Here is a 19,860-nt window from a genome sequence, read left to right on the forward strand (position 1 = left end):
TGCCGCCCACAGGTGTCCAACCCCTTCAATCGCGCAGGTCAGACTCGTGAATCGGGTTGGCCCGGCTGGTCGCCCGCTGGTATTGGGCCGGCCAGGTGGCTTTGTTGCCCCCCAGGTCGTCATCGGCATGCAAGGGCCAGTACGGGTCACGCAGCAGTTCCCGAGCCAGGAAGATGATATCGGCCTGGGCCGTACGCAAGATGGTTTCGGCCTGCATCGGGTCGGTGATCATCCCAACCGTGCCGGTGGCGATCCCCGACTCCTCCCGCACCTTCGCCGCAAACTGGGTCTGGTACCCAGGCCCCGTGGGAATTTCGGCATTCACCGACGTCCCGCCGGACGATACATCGATCAAGTCCACACCCAGCTTTCTCAAGCGCTTGGCCAGCTCGACGGTTTCGTCCGGATTCCAGCCATCCTCGACCCAATCAGTGGCCGACAGCCGCACGAACACCGGCAACTCTTCCGGCCAGACCTCACGCACAGCCTCGGTCACCTGCAAGGTCAGGCGAATACGATTGTCAAAGCAGCTGCCGTACTCGTCACGGCGCTGGTTGCTCAGCGGCGAAAGAAACTGATGCAGTAGATAGCCATGCGCCGCATGCACCTCGACCACTTTGAAGCCAGCTTTCAACGCGCGATGCGCCGCATCGACGAAGGCCTGGATCACCTCGTCGATCTGCGCCTTGGTCATCTCGACAGGTGCGGTGTGCTGCGGATCGAAGGCAATTTTCGATGGCCCGATCGGAACCCAGCCACCCTCTTCCGGCTTGACGCTGCCCTGCTTGCCCAACCAGGGTCGATAGGTACTGGCCTTGCGCCCGGCATGGGCCAGTTGAATGCCAGGCACGGCACCCTGGGCCGTAATGAAGCGGGTAATGCGTTGCAGCGCCGGAATTTGGGCGTCGTCCCACAGGCCCAAGTCCTGGGCAGTGATCCGTCCGTCGGCAGTCACCGCCGTGGCTTCGGTGAAGATCAACCCGGCGCCCCCGACCGCGCGGCTACCCAAGTGAACCAGGTGCCAGTCATTGGCCAGGCCATCGACACTGGAATACTGGCACATGGGTGAAACGGCGATTCGGTTGGGCAGGGTCAGATGGCGCAGGGTGTAGGGCTCAAGCAGCAGGCTCATGGGGCACCTCTCAAATCAAGTGGTAAGGCTCCAGATGGTTGACCGGCCGACTACAGAATCTTCCCCGCAGGTTCTTCGACCAATCCTACTGAGCCTAGACCACTTTGCCCCTGGCCTCAGCGCGGCTCCATGTGCGCGATCATCAGTTGCACGCTTTCCTGGCCGCGGAATTCGTTGACGTCGAGCTTGTAGGCAAGCTCCACCCAACGAACCGTCGGGTTAGGCCAGACATCACGATCCACACCAAAGGCGATGCCATCGAGACGGACCGAGCCGCACTCGCTCTTGAGCACCACCTTCAAGTGTCGCTCACCCACCACTCGCTGTTCGACCAGCTGGAACACGCCATGAAACAGCGGCTCAGGGAAGTGCTGGCCCCAAGGGCCGGCATGACGCAGGGCGCGGGCCAACTCCAGGTGAAACTCTTCGACGGCCAGGGTGCCGTCCGACAGCAGACGCCCGGTCAGGTCATCTTCTTGTAGTTGGCGACGAACTTCTTCATCGAACGCCTGGGCGAATGCCGGAAAGTTGTCGGCGGGCAGTGACAACCCGGCGGCCATGGCGTGGCCGCCGAACTTGCTGATCAACTGCGGATAACGCGCCGCCACCGCATCCAGTGCGTCGCGAATATGAAAACCGGGCACCGAACGCGCCGACCCCTTGAGCATGCCCTCGCCTGCGTCGGCAAAAGCGATGGTAGGCCGGTGATAGCGCTCCTTGAGGCGCGAGGCCAGGATACCGATCACTCCCTGGTGCCAGTCCGGCTCGAACAGGCACAAGCCAAACGGCATCGACTCCAGCGGCAGGTCCTTGAGCTGGGCCAGCGCCTCGCGTTGCATGCCCTGCTCGATAGACTTGCGATCCTGATTGAGATCGTCCAGTTGCCCGGCCATTTCCCGGGCCAGGCCAGGGTCGTCGCTGAGCAGGCATTCGATACCCAGGCTCATGTCATCCAGACGCCCGGCGGCGTTGAGGCGGGGGCCGAGGATAAAGCCAAGGTCCGTGGAGGTGATGCGGGCATGATCGCGCCGCGCCACTTCCAGGATCGCCTTGAGCCCTGGACGGGCGCGCCCGGCACGGATCCGCTCCAGCCCCTGATGCACCAGGATGCGGTTGTTGGCATCCAGTGGTACCACGTCGGCCACACTGCCCAGGGCCACCAGGTCGAGCAACTCACCGATGTTCGGCTGCGGCCGGCTGTCGTAGTGACCCAGGCTGCGCAAGCGTGCGCGCAACGCCATCAGCACGTAGAAGATCACCCCCACTCCGGCCAGGGCCTTGCTGGCAAAGGTACAGCCCGGCTGGTTGGGGTTGACGATGGCATCGGCGGCAGGCAGCTCGTTGCCAGGCAAATGGTGATCGGTCACCAACACCTTGAGCCCGGCGGCCTTGGCTGCGGCCACGCCTTCGACGCTGGAGATACCGTTATCCACGGTAATCAACAGCTGTGGCTGGCGCTCCAGGGCCACCTGAACGATTTCCGGGGTCAGGCCGTAGCCGTACTCGAAACGATTGGGAACCAGGTAATCGACATGGGCAGCGCCCAGCAGGCGCAAGCCCAGCACGCCAACGGTGCTGGCCGTCGCGCCATCGGCATCGAAGTCACCGACGATCAGGATGCGCTGGCGCTGCGTCAGCGCCTCGATCAGCAGGTCGACCGCCACCTCGATACCCTTGAGCTGCTGGTAAGGCAGCAGGCGCGCCAGGCTCTTGTCCAGTTCATCGGCCGATTGCACGCCGCGCGCGGCATACAGGCGAGTCAGCAAGGGCGGCAGATCACCAAGAAACGGCAAGGTGGAGGGCAGCGGGCGGGGTTCGATGCGCATGGGGCGAAGGGGCTTCTCGTGAATCAGGAGTGGACGGCTGTGTGCGAGGCGGCCTTAGCCGCGATCACCCAGGAGCCATTCGAGCTGGACTTCGTGCTGGCCGCGATCATCGGTGACGAAGATCGTGCCTTCACTGATCATCACATCCCACTTGATCGAACGTGGCATGTCGGTGGCCAGGGTCTCGAGGACGTCCTGGGGCACGGCGGCGATATTAAGGTTCTTCAGGCCCTTGACCGCACCGACCACCTTGGTCTCCCACACCCGCAGGCTGCCGTAGGCGAGCAGGCTGGTGCGCTCGGTGCGGCGCGAGCACCAGGTCAAGCGCTCGGCATCGGGTTGACCGACCTCGATCCAGTGCAGGATGCGGTCGTCCAGGCTCTTTTCCCACAGTGCAGCCTCGTCCACATCCGACAGACCACGTCCGAACGACAGCTGCTCGTTGTACCACAGGGCGTAAGCCAACAAGCGTACGGCCATGCGCTCTTCGGTTTCCGAAGGATGGCGGGCAATGGTTTGCTTGACGCTTTCGTACACACCGCGATCGAGATCGGTGAGGTTCAGTTCAAATTTGTAGGTCGTGGACGGCTGGGCCATGGTGAGCATCTTGCGGCAAGAAAAGTCGCCCAGTCTAACCGATCCTGGCAATCCTTGCCCCGCAGCAGTATCTGAGCGCGCCTGCGTATGATAAAAACGGGGGCTCTGACCTGCCGCCACGGATGCCCCATGTCTACGCCCAGCAAACCTCTCGCCGGCCTCAAAGTCATCGAACTCGGCACCCTGATCGCCGGTCCGTTCGCCTCGCGCATCTGCGCCGAATTCGGTGCCCAGGTGATCAAGATCGAGTCCCCCGACGGCGGCGACCCGTTGCGAAAATGGCGCAAGCTGTATGAGGGCACATCGCTGTGGTGGTTCGTCCAGGCCCGCAACAAGCAGTCATTGACGCTCAACCTCAAGCACCCTGAAGGGATCGAGATCCTCAAGAAGCTGTTGGCCGACGCCGATATCCTGATCGAGAACTTTCGTCCCGGCGTGCTGGAAAAACTCGGCCTGGGCTGGGAGACCCTGCACGCGCTGAACCCGAAACTGGTGATGGTACGCCTGTCGGGTTTCGGCCAGACCGGCCCGATGAAGGACCAGCCCGGCTTTGGTGCCGTAGGCGAGTCCATGGGCGGGCTGCGCTACATCACCGGTTTCGAGGATCGCCCGCCGGTACGCACGGGGATCTCCATCGGCGACTCGATTGCAGCGCTGTGGGGCGTGATTGGTGCGTTGATGGCCTTGCGTCATCGAGAGGTCAACGGCGGTGAAGGCCAGGTGGTGGATGTCGCCTTGTACGAGGCGATCTTCGCCATGATGGAGAGCATGGTGCCGGAGTTCGACGTGTTCGGCTTTATCCGCGAGCGCACTGGCAATATCATGCCCGGGATCACGCCCTCCTCGATCCATACCAGTGCCGATGGCAAGCACGTGCAGATCGGCGCCAACGGCGATGCAATCTTCAAGCGTTTCATGCAGGCCATTGGCCGCCCGGACCTGGCGGACGATCCGCAACTGGCCAGCAACGATGGTCGCGACTTGCGCCGCGACGAGTTGTACGGGGTGATCGACCGCTGGGCCCACACCCTGCCGCTGGATGACCTGATGCAAGTGCTCAACGACGCCCAGGTGCCGGCCAGCCGTATCTACAGCGCCGAAGACATGTTCAGCGACCCGCAGTTCCTTGCCCGCGAAATGTTCCTGCAGGCCAAACTGCCGGACGGCAAGCCCTTCAAGATGCCTGGCATCGTACCCAAGCTGTCGCAGACGCCAGGTTCCAGCGAGTGGGTGGGGCCGGAGCTTGGCGCCCATACCGAGCAGCTGCTCGGTGAATTGGGCTACGACGCCCCGCGAATCGCTCGCTTGCGTGAACAAGGGGCTGTCTAGACCACCGTGCTCAACCCTGCTCCCGGCTCGACGGCGGAGACTCGCAAATGATCAAGTGCAGGCACCGCACCTTAATGGCGATGCTGCTGTGCAGCCTGCTGGGCAGTAGCCTTCCGGGCGTTGTCTGGGCCAAGGAACGGTTGATATGGCTACTGCGCGACCTGCCCCCGCTGACCATTTACGAAGGCGAGCGCAAAGGCCAGGGCGTGATCGACCAACTGCTGCCCATGCTGATCGAGAACATGCCCGAATACGATCACAGCATCGTCCGGGTCAACCGCGCACGCGGCATACAGATGCTGCAGGAGCGCAGTTTCACCTGTGATCCAACCCTGCTGTGGACGGCCGACCGTGCCCGCTACGTGTACTATTCTGTGCCTAGCCTGGGCATGCTCAGCAGCGGCCTGGTCGCTCGCCAGCACGATCAGGCACTATTGGCGCCCTTCATCAAGGATCAGCAGATAGACCTGCAAGCGGTACTCAGCAGCACCTCACTCAAGCTGGGTGTCGTCGCCGAACGCAGCTACAGCCCCCCGGTCGATGCCCTGCTCAAGACGCTGCCCAGCAATACGCTCAGTCGCCATTACGGCAATGATGCGGCCACCAACCTGCTGCAAATGCAACAGCGCGGACGCCTGCAGCTATTGCTCGGCTATTGGCCCGAGGTCCGCTACATGCTTGCGCAACAAGGTTGGTCGGCAGATGACTATCGGTTCTATCCGCTCAAGGGCGCGGCCCCCTATCAGTTCATCCATGTAGGATGCTCCGATACACCGCTGGGTCGTGAAGCCGTCACCCATATCGATCAACTCCTGCAGCCTCTGCGTCGCACTGTCCTGCCCAGGCTTTATGCCCAGTGGCTGGACCCTGACCTGCGCGAGCACTACCTGCAGGACAGCCAGCAGTTTTTCAACGATCAGCCTTGAGCCTTGTCAGTTGCCACGCCGACAGGGGTATCTGCATATCCGGCGTGACCTCGTGGCGCAGCAGTGCTTCACTTGGCAAAGAACATCGAGCGGAGCCAACTTTGAGTACATCCCCCACCCGTGACCTGCGCATAATCCTTGCGGACGATCATCCGATCTTTCGCATTGGCTTGCGGGCTGTGCTGGAACAGATACCTGGCGTGCAGGTGGTTGCTGAAGCTGGCAGCCCCCAGCAACTGATGGAGCATCTGCAGCATATGGCGTGCGATTTGCTGGTCACTGACTTCATGATGCCGGTCGAACAGCAGAACGACGGACTGAAACTGTTGGAGCAGATTCGCCGACACTTTCCGCAGTTGCCCATCCTGGTGGTGACCATGCTCAACAATGCCGGCCTGTTTCGCGCCATGCTCGCCCTGGGGGTAAAGGGGCTGCTGAGCAAGGCGAGCCTCGCCCAGGAACTGCCTCAGGCCATTCGAGGCATACCACGGGGCACGACGTACCTGGCAACCTCGGTCGAGCAATTGCTGTTGCAGGAAGGCGACCGTATCGGCGCCCCCCAGGCCCTGTCACCCAAGGAGCTGGAAGTCTCCCGCCTGCTCGCCGCCGGCCACACCGTGAACGAGATCGCCGTCCTGCTCAATCGCAGCAAGAAAACCGTCAGCACGCAGAAGATCAATGCCATGCGCAAGCTGGGTATAGCCAACGACGCGGCGTTGTTTCTCTACCTTCAGGCGCAGGGCTTGAGCTGACCGGCGGGCTGTGCCGGGCCGCTCAGGGGCGTGCCAGTACGGTTGCGATCATTCATCCATTGCTCAAGCTCGGCCTCCGGCATCGGTCGGGCAAAGAAGTAGCCTTGCATGACCGGACGCCCCAGCGCCTTGATCGCCAGTAGATCATCGACCGTCTCCACGCCTTCGACCACCACACTCAATTCCATGCGCCGGGCCATCATCAGAGCACCAGCCACCACGGCGGCCTTCTTGCCGTCCTGGGCCATGCCGCGGACAAATTCGCTGGGGAGTTTCAACTCACTGAACGGTAGCTCCAGCAGACGCTGCAGGTTGGAAACACCGGTACCAAAATCATCAATGGACAGTTGGCAACCGAGAATGCGCAGGTGCAGCAGCTCTTCGAGCTGCTGGTAATCCAGCGCGCAGCTGTGGGTCTCGACAATTTCCAGGGTCAATGCGCTGGCCGGTACGCCATGACACTCCAGCGCGACGGCAACCAGTGCGCCGAAGTCTTCACGCGCCAGCAGCTGCGGTGCGATGTTCACCGCCACCGGCAAGGCCTGGCCAGTTCTTGAACGGTGTCGAGCACTGAGCGCCAGTGCCTGTTCCAGTACATGCAGGCTCAAGGTGTCGAGCAGATCGGCCCGCTCGATCGCCGGAAAGAACTGGGCCGGAGAAAGCACCCCAAGGACGGGATGGTGCCAGCGAACCAAGGCTTCAACGCCGACCACCTGGCCATCGAAACTGACCTTGGGTTGATAATGCGCGATCCATTGGTCCTGGCTGCGGGCCAGTTCGGTCTCCGACAATGCCTGCAACTCGGGGAACTGTGCCACCGGGGTGACCTTGGGTGGTTCGCTGCCATGCTCCACATAACGCAGCAGCACTTGATGCAGCACGACGTTGCTGGCCATTTTCTGGAAGCACCCCAGTACGTTCAGGCCCAATTGCCGCGCCAGGTCACCGACGCTGTCGATCACGCATTGTTCGGCGCTGCTATGAATGATCAAAGCAGTGGCCAGCTTGTTGTCCGCCAGGTGCCGGATCATGGCCAAGCCATCGGCGCCCTCGAGCTGCAAGTCACAGATGGCGATGTCGACCGGGCCACGACGCGCCAGGGCCTGGGTGGCATCCTCCACCGACTCGGCCGTCAGCACATCGAAAATACCGATGGCATTGAGCATCTGATGCAGGGCCATCAACTGAAATGGATGGTCCTCCAGAATCAAGACTTTCAAAGATCGCATGTACCCTTCCCCGCAGTAGCCGACATGTGCGATAGCACGGGCTACTCTAGCCAAAGAGCGTTCGGCGACCCATCAGATAAGTCCTAAAGCGCGGGTCGAATCCTAAACAATTCAGCCCCCACGTCACCCTGAAGCTGGAGTAGCACGCGCTGCAATGTCGACCAGGCTTGCTGCGTTGCCTCGGGCTGTTGCCCGTGTCGGGCCATCCCCAGATCGGAACAGGCACGGGCCAGGCCCAATGCATCGACCAGGCAGGCGACCCCTTCGAGCCGATGCAGCGATGCCCTGATACGTTCCCAGTCCAGGTGCGCAACCGCCTCGGCGAGTTGCCCTTGCTCGTCTTGAAGGTTCTTTTGCAACTCTTCAAGCATGCGCAGCATTACCGCGTTGTTGGCCTGGGTCATCTGCTGCAGCGCTTCGATCCGGAAGCTGCAAGGCGGTGCTAGCGCGTCGATCAACGCAGACAAGCGGTCCAGCGAGACCGGCTTGACCAGCAGCTCATCCATACCGGCATCCAGGCAACGTGCGCGTTCTTCTTTCATCGCGTTGGCAGTGCAGCCAACGATCGGAATGGGCGGTCGCAGTAGCTGGGCTTCCCGTTGCCGTATGGTGCGAGTCAATGCACAACCACTCATTCCGGGCATGTTGCAATCGCTCAACAACACGTCGAAGCGTTCGGCCTGCCAAGCCTCCAGTGCAGCCTGGCCAGAGTCGACTGCCAGCACCCGGTGGCCGAGAAACTCAAGCTGCTGGCTGAGGACCATGCGGCTGGCAGAGAGGTCGTCGACGACCAGTATACTTCGCGCCGGCCCTGCCTGACGCTGAACCTGCACCGCCGCCGATGCATTCTGTGCCTCGGCCACAGGCTCGAGGACCAGCATGACCCTGACCTCGGTCCCTTCGCCGGGCACACTGTGCAAGGTGATAGTGCCCCCCATCAGCTCCACCAGTTGCCGACAGATACTCAAGCCCAGGCCCGAACCGCCGTACTGCGCGGCAGACTGTGCGCTGGCCTGGACAAACGGTGTGAACAACTCGGTCTGTTGCTGCGCGCTGATGCCGATACCGCTGTCGCGCACGCTCAGGCACACGCCGACGCCTTGTGGCAGCAGCGCGCTGGTTCGCGTGACCTGCAGGATGACGTGTCCTTCATGGGTAAACTTCAATGCGTTGCCCAGCACATTGACCAGCACCTGGCGCAAGCGCAACGGATCGAACCAATACGTCCCCTGGGCGTCATCCGCCACCTGTAGCCGCAGGTCCAGCCCTTGTGCCTGAGCCTGGGCGCGAAACAGCGCGATGACACGCTCCACGAACGGCCGCAACGCCGTGGCCTGCTGCGCCAGTTGCAGGCTACCGGCCTCGATCCGCGCAAGGTCCAGACTGTCGCCGATCAGGGCGATCAGTTCGCTGGCCGACTGGTGAGCAGTCTCAAGCCCCGGCGAAGGTGCGGCACCGTTGGCCAGTGCGGTTTCGCGCTCAAGCTCCAGCAAGCCGATAATCACTGCCATCGGTGTGCGTATCTCATGGCTCATGGTGGTCAGGAACGCACTTTTCGCCAGGTTGGCCTGCTCGGCCTGCTGACGGGCCTCCACCAGGTCTGCTTCCAACTGCTTGCGTTCAGTGATGTCGATCCAGCCGCCGAGCAACCCCTGCAACTGGCCGTCGGCGCGGTAGAACGGCACGGTCCACTGGTAGGCATCGATGCGCTGCCCGTGATACTCGATGCGGCGGTCGGCAAACACCGGCTTGGGGTCTTTCAGCAGGCCCAAGTAGTCGGCATGCAGTTGAACAGCCAGCTCTGGCGGGATCACGTCGATGTCGGTCAGGCGCCGCCCCTTGACGTCCGCCAGGTGCAACGAAAAAGCCTGTTCATAGCTCTTGTTGCAGGTGATCAGGCGCCCTTCCAGGTCCCTGACATAGATCGGATTGGGAATGCCGTCGAGCAAGGCGCGTTTGAAGGCCAACTGATCGTTGAGTGCCTCCTCGGCCCTCTCGCGCTGACTGATCTGGGCGCGCAGACGGCTGCTCCAGATCAGCGAAACAAGTGCAAACAACAGCGCCGCGGCCACGGCCCAGTAGACCCAGGGCGCAATGCGTTGCCAGGCCGGTGCCGGTGGGGCCAGTGCCCCCAGCCACTTCATGCGCATGGCGCGCAGTTCGGCGACAGGGAAGGCTTCCAGGGCCTTGTTGAGGATGCTCTCGAGCTCCGGCGCGCTGCGCCGTACCGAAAATCGGTCTGGTGCCCACTTGCCATCGACCCCGCGCCCAACCTTCAGGACCGGGTCATTGCCCAGAATGCTGTACGCCCCGACCTCACTGTCGATGGTCGCCACCGCTTCGCCATTGCGTACTTTCTCTCGCGCCTGCTCCAGGGAGTCCACCCGCAGCAGTCGAACCTCGGGATACTCCTCTCGGATACTGCTTTCCAGCGCGTGCTGGGCAGGGAGCGCCAGTGTCTGCCCAGCCAATTCGCCCAGCGACGCCAGCCCCAGGTGCGACTGCCGCACGACGAACACCCAGCTCTGTCCTCCCAGGGAATGGGTGAAGTCCAGGAACTCCCGTCGCTCCGGGGTTTCACTCAATGTGGTACTCATGTCCGCGTGGCCGCTCCTGAGCAGGTCCAGGCTCTGGGCGATCGACGAGGACGGCGCATACACGAACTGTAGCCCGGTCAGTTGCGCAACGGTTGCCAGGACATCACTGTTCAGGCCCACCCACGCGCCCTGGCGATTTCGAAACAGGTAGGGTGGGTACTGACTGCCCACCACCGTGACCGTTGGATGCCGCGCGATCCAGTCACGCTCCTCAGCCGTCAGCTCGACACGCTGGTGAGCCACATCCGAACCCAGGCCCGAGGTCCAGCGCCCGAGGATCTCGCGCCGCACCGGCGCATCGAGACTGGCCAGCGCCTGGTTCAACATCGCCTTCAACGGCTGATCGTCAGCCCGCACGGCGAATGCGAATCCGATCGGCGGCAAGGCACTGGGGCCAACGACTTGCAGCCCCAGGAACGGACGCAGCGCATTGTAGGCCCGCACGATGATCTCGTTGCCGATAAAGGCGTCGACCTCCCCCTGGTTGAGCGCCTCCAGGGCGCTGCTGAGCGTGGGTGCAAGAATCACCTGGCTTTCGGGATAGACGCGATGCATCACCCGGGTATCGGCATAGCCGTCAAGCAACACGATCTTCAACCCGGCCAGCGAGGTCGGTGGCATGGAAGCACCGCCGCGCACCACCACCATGGAGCGGTCAGGGATGTAGTCCTCGGTGAACGCCAGGCCCGCCACGCTACGTTCAAAGCCATTGGCGCTGGTCAGCACATCGATCACACCATTGTGCAAGGCCTGGATTGCCTCCTCACGCCTGGCGAACGCCAGCACCTGTGTCGTCACGCCCAGGCGCCGGGCAACCAGGCTGAGGTAGTCGGCACTGATCCCCTGGTAGCGATTGCGGTCGATGGTGATGTCGACCGGCTCGTAATCGGCAAAGGAAATACCGACCCGCAAGGTTCGCTCAGGGCCCAGCCATTGCTGCTGCGCAGGGGTCAGCTGCATCGGCTCAAGGTCGGTGAAGGGCGGCACCAGGGTAAAGGGCAGGCTCTGTGCAGCATGGACCCAACTGCCCACGCATAGCCACAGCAAGCAACCCAGCAAAAGCCCCACGGCATGACGTCCTGTACTCATTGATACTCCTGATCCATTGCGGCCGGCCTAAGCCAGTGTAGAAACGAAAAAGCCCGTCTGAGACGGGCTTTTTCGAAGGCCTATCGGTCTGTTACAGCGGTTTGCCGCGGTTGCCGTGCTGGCTGACGAAGGCTTGTACGGCCTTGAGGTCGTTGGCCAGCACCGTGCATTTCTCTTCCCGGGTGAACAGGTCGCTCAGGTGGGCAGGCAGCTCCAGAGCCTTGTCGACGCCGCTTTTTCCACCGCTTCCGGGAACTTGACCGGGTGGGCGGTACCCAGCACTACCATTGGCGTGTCGAGGCTGCGGCGACATTCGCGCGCGGCCTTGACGCCGATGGCGGTATGCGGGTCGAGCACTTCGCCGGTCTGGGCGAAGACTTCGGCGATGGTCTCGCAGGTTTGTGCGTCATCGACGGCCAGCGAATCGAACAGCTTGCGTGCTTCGGTCCAGCGGTCCTGCTCGACGCTGAAGCCGCCGCCCTGCTTGAAATTGTCCATCAGCCCGGCGATTGCCGCGCCGTTGCGACCGTGCAGGTCGAACAGCAGGCGCTCGAAGTTCGACGAGACCATGATGTCCATCGACGGCGACAGGGTCGCGTGCAGGGTTTCCTTGACGTACTGGTTGCCGCTCATGAAGCGGTGCAGGATGTCGTTGCGGTTGGTGGCAACGATCAGTTGGCTGATCGGCAAGCCCATGTTGCGCGCCAGGTAACCGGCGAAAATATCGCCGAAGTTGCCGGTCGGTACCGAGAACGCCACCGAACGCGCCGGGCCACCCAGCTGCAGGGCTGCATGGAAGTAGTAGACGATCTGGGCCATGATCCGCGCCCAGTTGATCGAGTTCACTGCCACCAGGCGAGTGCCCTTGAGGAAGCCCTGGTCGGCAAAGCTGGCCTTGACCATTTCCTGGCAGTCGTCGAAGTTGCCTTCGATGGCGATGTTGTGGATGTTCTCGCCGAAGATGGTGGTCATCTGGCGGCGCTGAACTTCCGATACACGCTGGTGCGGGTGCAGAATGAAGATGTCGACGTTGTCGCAACGGCGGCAACCCTCGATGGCAGCCGAACCGGTATCACCGCTGGTGGCACCGATGATCACCACGCGCTCGCCGCGCTTCGCCAGCACGTGGTCGAGCAGGCGACCGAGCAGCTGCAGGGCAAAGTCCTTGAACGCCAGGGTCGGGCCGTGGAACAGCTCCAGCACCCATTCGTTGCTGTTCAACTGACGCAGCGGTGCGACCGCAGCGTGGGCGAACTCGCCGTAGGTTTCTTCGAGGATTTTCTTGAAGTCGGCATCGGCAATGCTGCCGGTGACAAACGGGCGCATCACCCGGAAAGCCAGCTCGTGATACGGCAGGCCAGCCCAGGAAGCGATCTCTTCCTGGGTGAAACGCGGCAGGTTTTCCGGCACGTACAAACCGCCGTCGCTGGCAAGGCCTGCCAGCAGCACATCTTCGAAATTCAGGGCCGGAGCCTGGCCACGAGTACTGATATATCGCATGGGTACAAACCTTCGGTTTGAGCTACAAGCTACAAGCTACAAGCTGCACGTCACCGCGATCCGGTTTTGACTTGCAGCTTGGCGCTTACCACTTGCAACTATTGTCAATTCAGTTGTTCGACGCGGATACGCACCACGTTGCCGACCACATCCTGCAGGGCTTCCAAGGCGGTGATGGCATCGTTCATGCGCTGCTCGAGCACGCGATGGGTCAGCAGGATCATCGGTACCAGGCCGTCTTGCTCTTCGACTTCTTTCTGCATGATCGATTCGATATTGATACCGCGCTCCGAGAGGATGCTCGCCACCTGGGCCAGCACGCCCGGGTGATCCTTGGCCTGGATCCGCAGGTAGTAGGCGGTTTCGCAGGCGTCGATCGGCAGGATCGGGTGGGCTGACAGCGAATCTGGCTGGAAGGCCAGGTGCGGCACGCGGTTCTCCGGGTCGGAGGTCATGGCACGCACCACGTCCACCAGGTCGGCAACCACCGAGGACGCGGTCGGTTCCATACCGGCGCCAGCACCGTAGAACAGCGTGGAGCCTGCGGCATCGCCGTTGACCATGACGGCATTCATCACACCGTTGACGTTGGCGATCAGGCGGTCGGCCGGGATCAGCGTCGGATGGACGCGCAGCTCGATGCCATTGGCGGTACTGCGGGCCACGCCCAGGTGCTTGATGCGGTAGCCCAGCGCCTCGGCGTAGTTCACGTCGGCGGTGGTCAGCTGCGTGATGCCTTCGGTGTAGGCCTTGTCGAACTGCAGCGGAATACCAAAGGCGATGGAGGCCAGGATGGTCAGCTTGTGCGCGGCATCGATACCTTCGACGTCGAAGGTCGGATCGGCTTCGGCATAACCCAGGGCCTGGGCTTCGGCCAGGACATCGGGGAAGGCTCGGCCTTTTTCACGCATTTCGGTGAGGATGAAGTTGCCGGTACCGTTGATGATCCCCGCCACCCAGTTGATTCGGTTGGCCGACAGGCCTTCGCGGATCGCCTTGATCACCGGGATGCCGCCGGCCACGGCCGCTTCGAAGGCGACGATGACGCCCTTCTCGCGGGCCTTGGCGAAAATCTCGTTGCCATGCACCGCAATCAGCGCCTTGTTGGCGGTGACCACGTGCTTGCCGTTGTCGATGGCCTTGAGCACCAGCTCGCGGGCAATGGTGTAGCCGCCGATCAGCTCGATGACAATGTCGATTTCCGGGTTCGTTGCGACCTCGAATACATCAGCGGTAATGGGGGTACCGGTAATCTGGCAATTCGGGTTTGGCGAACGCATGGCAATCTGTGCCACTTCGATACCACGCCCGGCACGGCGGGCGATCTCCTCGGCGTTACGCTGAAGTACATTGAAGGTACCGCCACCGACGGTCCCCAACCCACAGATGCCTACTTTGACCGGTTTCACTGTGAACTCCCCATTGAACGAACGACGCGCGGCCGTTCGTGAAATCAGCCGTCTCCCCATGGTGACGGCTGGCTTGTTGAATTATTTATTGCCGGCCAGTGCCAGCTTGGCCACTTGTGGCGCCGGTTGATAACCCGGGATCACCTGGCCGTCCTCGAGGACGATGGCCGGGGTACCGTTGACACCGATCGACTGGCCCAGCTGGAATTGCTTGCTGACCGGGTTGGCGCACTTGGCAGCCTTGATTTCCTTGCCGTCGATCATTTTGTCCAGGGCGGCCTTGCGGTCGCTGGAGCACCAGACGGCTTGCAACTGTTCATCACCCGGGGAGCCGAGGCCCTGGCGCGGGAAGGCAACGTAGCGCACTTCGATACCGCGGCGGTTTAGCTCAGGAACTTCGGCATGCAGCTTGTGGCAGTACGGGCAGGTCGTGTCGGTAAACACGGTGATGTGCGATTTGGTTTCGCCCTTGGCAGGATAAACCACCATCTCGGCAGCTGGAATAGCGTTGATGCTCTTGGCGATAGCCTGACGTTCGGCTTTTTCAGTCAGGTTGACCGGTTTGCCGTCCTGGATCTGGAACAGATAGCCCTGCACCACGAACTGGCCGTCGGCGCTTGCATACAGAACACGACCGCCTTCGAGCTTGACCTCATACAGGCCATTCAACGGACTTGAGGCAACGCTTGCAACCGGTACACCCAGCTCAAGCGATTGCAAGGTCTTGCGGATGGTCTGCTCGGCGGTGTCGGCAGCGGCGGCAAAAGTGCTGACCAGCGCCAGGGTGGCGGTGGCGATAAACTGGGTCACGCGCATGGGAACTCCTGAAGGCGGGCAAGGGGCCGCAATGGAACACACGTCCTGAAAAAACGGCGTTCGGGCGAGCCTCGATGCAAACCGGTCAAGCCTACCACATCATGTCCGCGCCAAGCGCCCCCGGCGACGCAAGCACCATCAACCACGCGGGTGATGTTTTGCGTGCAGTTCCTGCAGCCGCGCCCGGGCCACGTGGGTGTAGATCTGCGTGGTGGAAAGGTCGCTATGACCCAGCAGCATTTGCACCACCCGCAGGTCGGCACCGTGATTGAGCAGATGGGTAGCGAAGGCGTGACGCAAGGTATGCGGCGACAGGCTTTTATCGATTCCGGCGACCTGGGCCTGGTGCTTGATCCGGTGCCAGAAGGTCTGGCGGGTCATCTGCTCGCCGCGCTGACTGGGAAACAGCACGTCGCTGGGGCGCCCGCCGAGCATGTCGTTGCGCCCGTCGCGCAGGTAGCGCTCCAACCACACCACGGCTTCCTCGCCCATGGGTACCAGGCGCTCCTTGCTGCCCTTGCCCATCACCCGCAGCACGCCCTGGCGCAAGTTGACCTGATCCAGGGTCAGGCTTACCAGTTCGGTCACCCGCAGGCCGCAGGCGTACAGCACCTCAAGCATGGCGCGGTCGCGCTGGCCGATCGGCTCGCCCAGATCGGGTGCTTGCAACAGGGCTTCGACATCCTCCTCGGACAACGACTTGGGCAAAGGCCGCCCCAGTTGCGGCATCTCGACCTGCAGGGTGGGATCGACGGCAATCAGCTTTTCGCGCAGCAGATAGCGGTAAAAGCCACGCACCCCGGAGAGAAAGCGCGCAGTGGAGCGAGGCTTGTAACCCTGCTCCAGGCGCCAGGCCAGGTGATCGAGGATCAGGTCGCGCCCGGCGTCGGGCAAATGGACGGCACGTTCCTGCAACCAGCCGTTGAACAAAGCCAGGTCGCTGCGATAAGACTCGCGGGTGTTGTCGGCCAGGCCTTTTTCCAGCCACAGGGCATCGAGGAACTGGTCGATCAGGGGATGCTCTAGTGCGGGCATGACAACTCGGTGGGCAGCAGACAAAAATAATGAATTGCCGCTAGTCTTCCACAACATGGAAGGCATAGGGAGCCCGAATGAACGAACAACAGATATTGCTGACTTTCGGTGGCATCGGCGCCGCCGCCCTTGCCTGCCAATGGCTGGCCTGGCGCCTGAAGCTGCCGGCGATTCTATTCCTGCTGCTGAGCGGCATATTGGCAGGCCCCATCCTGGGCTGGCTCGACCCTCAACACATGTTCGGACCACTGCTGATGCCCCTGGTGTCGCTGGCGGTGGCGCTTATCCTGTTTGAAGGCAGCCTCACCCTGCACCTGTCGCAGTGGCGCGAAATTGGAACGGTGGTCCATCGCATGGTGACCATCGGCGCACTGTCGACCTGGGTGATCATCACCCTGGCCACTCACTGGCTGCTGGGCTTCGACTGGATGCTGGCAACCCTGTTCGGCACCCTGACCCTGGTCACGGGCCCCACCGTGATCGTGCCGATGTTGCGGGTGGTGCGACCCAAATCGACCATCGCCAACATCCTGCGCTGGGAAGGCATCGTCATCGATCCGATCGGCGCGTTGCTGGCGGTGGTGGTGTACAGCTTCATCATCGCCAGCGCCGCCGGCAACGGCCTGAGCCAGAGCCTGATGACCTTTGCCGGAGTAATTCTGTGCGGTAGTGCGTTCGGCGCTGCCGGCGGCTGGATCCTGGGCCAGGTGATGCGCGAGCAATGGCTGCCCGAATACCTGCATAACCTGGCGTCCCTGGCAGCGGTGCTGGGCATTTTCATCGCCTCCAACCAGGTCACCCACGAATCCGGGCTGCTGGCGGTGACCATCATGGGCATGTGGCTGGCCAATATGAAGGGCGTGGATGTACGACAGATCCTGCACTTCAAGGAAAACCTCAGCGTGCTGCTGATTTCCGGGCTGTTCATCCTCCTGGCTGCGCGCCTGGACCTGAATGCCCTGATCGGCCTTGGCCCGGCGGTGCTGGCTCTGCTCCTGGTGATCCAGCTGATCGCCCGGCCACTGAACGTCGCCCTCTCGACCTGGGGGTCGAACCTGAACTGGCGTGAACGCGCCCTGCTGAGCTGGATCGCCCCCCGCGGAATCGTTGCGGCCGCGGTGTCGGCGATCTTCGCCATCCGCCTGCATGAGGCCGGCCACGAAGGTGCCCTGCTGCTGGTACCGCTGACCTTCGCCGTGATCATCGGCACCGTGGTACTGCAAAGCGCCACGGCCCGGCCACTGGCACGCCTCCTGAAGGTGGCGGAACCTGCGCCCAGCGGCTTTCTGATCGTGGGCGCCAACCCGCCGGCCCGTGCCATCGGCAAGGCCCTGCAGCAATTGGACTGTCGGGTGCTGCTGACCGATTCGAGTTGGGAAAACATCCGCGCGGCGCGCATGGAGGGCCTGCCGACCTATTTTGGCAACCCGGCCTCACAGCATGCCGACGCCCACCTGGACCTCGTCGGGCTTGGGCACTTGCTCGGGCTATCGCCGTCCGGCGAACTGAACACGCTGGCTTGCGCACGTTTTCGTCATGACTTTGGCCATGGCAGGCTGTTCGTGCTGGCCAGCGGGCTGGAAGCCAGGCGCAGCGACAAGCATCGGGCCAGTGACGAGCACCGCGGGCACGTGCTGGGTAGCCAGGCACTGACCTATACCCAACTGGCCAACCTGCTGACCAAGGGCGCCGAGCTGTACAGCACCCACCTGACCGAGGGGTTTGGCTGGGAGGACTACCAGGCCCTGCACGATGACCGGGCGACGTTGCTGTTTGCCCGCGACAGCAGTGGCTGGGTGCATGTATTCGGGCCTGACAGCGTGCTCAAGCCCGAGGCGGGATGGACGGTGGTGGCGTTGATCGAGCCTGCGAACGAATGATCACTGCAGGAGCGGGCTTGCCCCACGATGCGATGTAACAGCTGGATGCGCATAGTGGGGCAAGTCGAGACGTCGCACCGCCGCTCCTACACAGTTCAGAAGCCTGGCAACACCGGCACTGGACGCTTGTCTTCATCAATCGCGACAAAGCTGAACAGGCCATGGATGGCCTTCTCGCGGCTGTCGCAGCTCATGCTCTCGACATAGACCTCAACCTCGACCTTGAGGCTGGTGTTGCCCACGGCAGCCACCCGGCCGACCAGCTCGACAATCGAGCCGGCGGCAATCGGGTGCTTGAAGTCGATCCGATCGGTCGACACGGTTACCAGTGGCAACCGGCAAAAACGCGTAGCGGCGATGAACGACACTTCGTCCATCCAGGCCAGGGCGGTGCCGCCGAACAGGGTGTTGTGGTGATTGGTGGTGGACGGGAACACTGCCTTGGTCACGCGGGTTACCGACAATTCGGTACGGCGTTCGATTTCTTGCTCTCTGGAACTCATAAACTCACATCAAAAACAAAAGTGCAGACAACAAAAAAGCAGCCCGAAGGCTGCTTTTTTCGCATGGTGGCCGTAGCCACCGGTCAAACTGTCATCAGGACAGTTTTTCCTTGATGCGAGCGGCTTTACCGGACAGGTCGCGCAGGTAGTACAGCTTGGCTTTACGCACGTCACCACGACGTTTCACGGCCAGGCTGTCGATTTGCGGGCTGTAGGTCTGGAAAGTACGCTCAACGCCAACACCGTTGGAGATCTTGCGAACAGTGAAAGCACTGTTCAGACCACGGTTACGCTTGGCGATTACAACGCCTTCGAAAGCCTGCAGACGCGAACGATCGCCTTCCTTCACTTTCACCTGAACGACGATGGTGTCGCCCGGGGCAAAGGTCGGGATCTCTTTGGACATCTGCTCAGCTTCGATCTGCTGAATGATTTTGTTGGTCATGCTGTGCTCCTAAGGTAAATCGTCGGATCTACCATCGATACGTTAACTATCGTCCCGCTCCCGGAGGTACTCCGCGAGCAGCTTCTTCTCTTCTCCAGAAAGTGAGCGACTTTCCAGAAGATCGGCGCGTCGTTCATAGGTCCGCCCAAGGGACTGCTGTAAACGCCATCGCCGGATGTGTGCATGGTTGCCACTAAGCAACACGTCGGGAACACGCTGATCCGCATACACCTCCGGTCGGGTGTAGTGCGGGCAATCGAGCAGACCATCGGTAAAGGAGTCTTCCTCCGCCGAGTCCGCATGCCCTAAAGCTCCGGGCAGCAGTCGCGTAACCGCATCAATCAGAACCATCGCCGGCAGCTCGCCGCCAGACAATACATAGTCCCCAATCGACCACTCTTCATCGACATGAGCCTCGATAAAACGCTCGTCGATGCCTTCATAACGACCGGCTATCAGAATCAACGATTCATGCTTCACCAGGTCTTTGACCGCCGACTGATCCAGCTTGCGGCCTTGCGGCGAGAGGTAAATAACCTTCGCCTTTCCCCCGGTTGCCTGCCTGGCGTCAACCAGTGCATCTTCCAGAGGCTTGATCTTCATCACCATGCCCGGACCACCGCCAAACGGCCGATCATCCACCGTGTGGTGACGATCTGTGGTGTAGTCCCGCGGGTTCCAGCAGGTCAGTTGCAACAACCCCTGCTTTACCGCACGGCTGGTAATGCCGTACTCACTGATGGCCGAGAACATCTCGGGGAACAACGTAATGACGTCTACGCGCAGGCTAGCCAT

Annotated in this window: 15 protein-coding genes and 1 pseudogene; 4 read left to right on the plus strand and 12 right to left on the minus strand. The window is 61.9% G+C overall.

Going from position 1 to position 19,860, the window contains the following annotated elements:
- Positions 1-25: 25 nt before the first annotated feature.
- The 3 genes from ABVN19_RS17275 to ABVN19_RS17285 all read right to left on the minus strand — a co-directional run bounded on the left by ABVN19_RS17275 (position 26) and on the right by ABVN19_RS17285 (position 3,555).
- Entirely contained in the window at positions 26-1,132 is a 1,107-nt protein-coding gene (locus ABVN19_RS17275) for an NADH:flavin oxidoreductase/NADH oxidase (RefSeq protein ID WP_105641192.1), read from the minus strand.
- 116 nt (positions 1,133-1,248) lie between these two features.
- Positions 1,249-2,958 carry a single-stranded-DNA-specific exonuclease RecJ gene (gene recJ, locus ABVN19_RS17280; protein ID WP_105641193.1) on the minus strand — a complete coding sequence of 570 codons (1,710 nt, stop codon included), beginning with the start codon at positions 2,956-2,958 and terminating at the stop codon, positions 1,249-1,251.
- 54 nt (positions 2,959-3,012) lie between these two features.
- Complete coding sequence (locus ABVN19_RS17285) at positions 3,013-3,555, minus strand: YaeQ family protein (protein ID WP_028942931.1); 543 nt, start codon at positions 3,553-3,555, stop codon at positions 3,013-3,015.
- A gap of 129 nt (positions 3,556-3,684) precedes the next feature.
- Between ABVN19_RS17285 and ABVN19_RS17290 the strand changes: the two genes are divergently transcribed.
- The 3 genes from ABVN19_RS17290 (at position 3,685) to ABVN19_RS17300 (ending at position 6,562) form a co-directional block, all read left to right on the plus strand.
- A complete protein-coding gene (locus tag ABVN19_RS17290; protein ID WP_105641194.1) occupies positions 3,685-4,884 on the plus strand; it encodes a CaiB/BaiF CoA-transferase family protein in 1,200 nt (399 codons plus the stop codon).
- Positions 4,885-4,958: 74 nt separating this feature from the next.
- The gene (locus ABVN19_RS17295; protein ID WP_036989585.1) at positions 4,959-5,810 is read left to right on the plus strand and encodes a TIGR02285 family protein; all 852 of its coding nucleotides are present in this window, start codon (positions 4,959-4,961) and stop codon (positions 5,808-5,810) included.
- Between the two features lie 101 nt (positions 5,811-5,911).
- Entirely contained in the window at positions 5,912-6,562 is a 651-nt protein-coding gene (locus ABVN19_RS17300; RefSeq protein WP_028942928.1) for a response regulator, read from the plus strand.
- Here the strand turns inward: ABVN19_RS17300 and ABVN19_RS17305 are convergent.
- From ABVN19_RS17305 to xerD, 6 genes and pseudogenes are all read right to left on the minus strand, one after another.
- Positions 6,541-7,791 (minus strand): EAL domain-containing response regulator, encoded by a 1,251-nt coding sequence (locus ABVN19_RS17305; RefSeq protein WP_105641195.1) that lies wholly within the window; start codon positions 7,789-7,791, stop codon positions 6,541-6,543. The genes ABVN19_RS17300 and ABVN19_RS17305 overlap by 22 nt on opposite strands.
- Positions 7,792-7,874: 83 nt before the next feature.
- Complete coding sequence (locus ABVN19_RS17310; RefSeq protein WP_177431029.1) at positions 7,875-11,477, minus strand: transporter substrate-binding domain-containing protein; 3,603 nt, start codon at positions 11,475-11,477, stop codon at positions 7,875-7,877.
- A gap of 91 nt (positions 11,478-11,568) precedes the next feature.
- Positions 11,569-12,977: pseudogene (gene thrC, locus ABVN19_RS17315) on the minus strand (threonine synthase).
- A gap of 104 nt (positions 12,978-13,081) precedes the next feature.
- Positions 13,082-14,386: a homoserine dehydrogenase gene (locus ABVN19_RS17320; RefSeq protein WP_105641197.1), complete on the minus strand. Its 1,305-nt coding sequence runs from the start codon at positions 14,384-14,386 to the stop codon at positions 13,082-13,084.
- An 81-nt stretch (positions 14,387-14,467) separates the two neighbouring features.
- Positions 14,468-15,202 carry a bifunctional protein-disulfide isomerase/oxidoreductase DsbC gene (gene dsbC, locus ABVN19_RS17325; RefSeq protein ID WP_028942924.1) on the minus strand — a complete coding sequence of 245 codons (735 nt, stop codon included), beginning with the start codon at positions 15,200-15,202 and terminating at the stop codon, positions 14,468-14,470.
- 138 nt (positions 15,203-15,340) lie between these two features.
- Complete coding sequence (xerD, locus tag ABVN19_RS17330) at positions 15,341-16,237, minus strand: site-specific tyrosine recombinase XerD (RefSeq protein ID WP_028942923.1); 897 nt, start codon at positions 16,235-16,237, stop codon at positions 15,341-15,343.
- Between the two features lie 77 nt (positions 16,238-16,314).
- Here xerD and ABVN19_RS17335 point away from each other — a divergent pair, with 77 nt between their 5' ends.
- Positions 16,315-18,117, plus strand: a complete 1,803-nt coding sequence (locus ABVN19_RS17335; protein WP_028942922.1) for a sodium:proton antiporter — start codon at positions 16,315-16,317, stop codon at positions 18,115-18,117.
- Positions 18,118-18,212: 95 nt separating this feature from the next.
- Here the strand turns inward: ABVN19_RS17335 and ABVN19_RS17340 are convergent, their stop codons facing one another.
- From ABVN19_RS17340 to trmD, 3 genes are all read right to left on the minus strand, one after another.
- A complete protein-coding gene (locus ABVN19_RS17340; RefSeq protein ID WP_028942921.1) occupies positions 18,213-18,620 on the minus strand; it encodes an acyl-CoA thioesterase in 408 nt (135 codons plus the stop codon).
- A gap of 94 nt (positions 18,621-18,714) precedes the next feature.
- Positions 18,715-19,065, minus strand: a complete 351-nt coding sequence (gene rplS / locus ABVN19_RS17345) for a 50S ribosomal protein L19 (protein WP_010220244.1) — start codon at positions 19,063-19,065, stop codon at positions 18,715-18,717.
- Positions 19,066-19,107: 42 nt separating this feature from the next.
- A complete protein-coding gene (trmD, locus tag ABVN19_RS17350; protein ID WP_028942920.1) occupies positions 19,108-19,860 on the minus strand; it encodes a tRNA (guanosine(37)-N1)-methyltransferase TrmD in 753 nt (250 codons plus the stop codon).

It is taken from the genome of Pseudomonas vranovensis, assembly GCF_040438935.1.
Taxonomy (GTDB): Bacteria; Pseudomonadota; Gammaproteobacteria; order Pseudomonadales; family Pseudomonadaceae; genus Aquipseudomonas; species Aquipseudomonas vranovensis.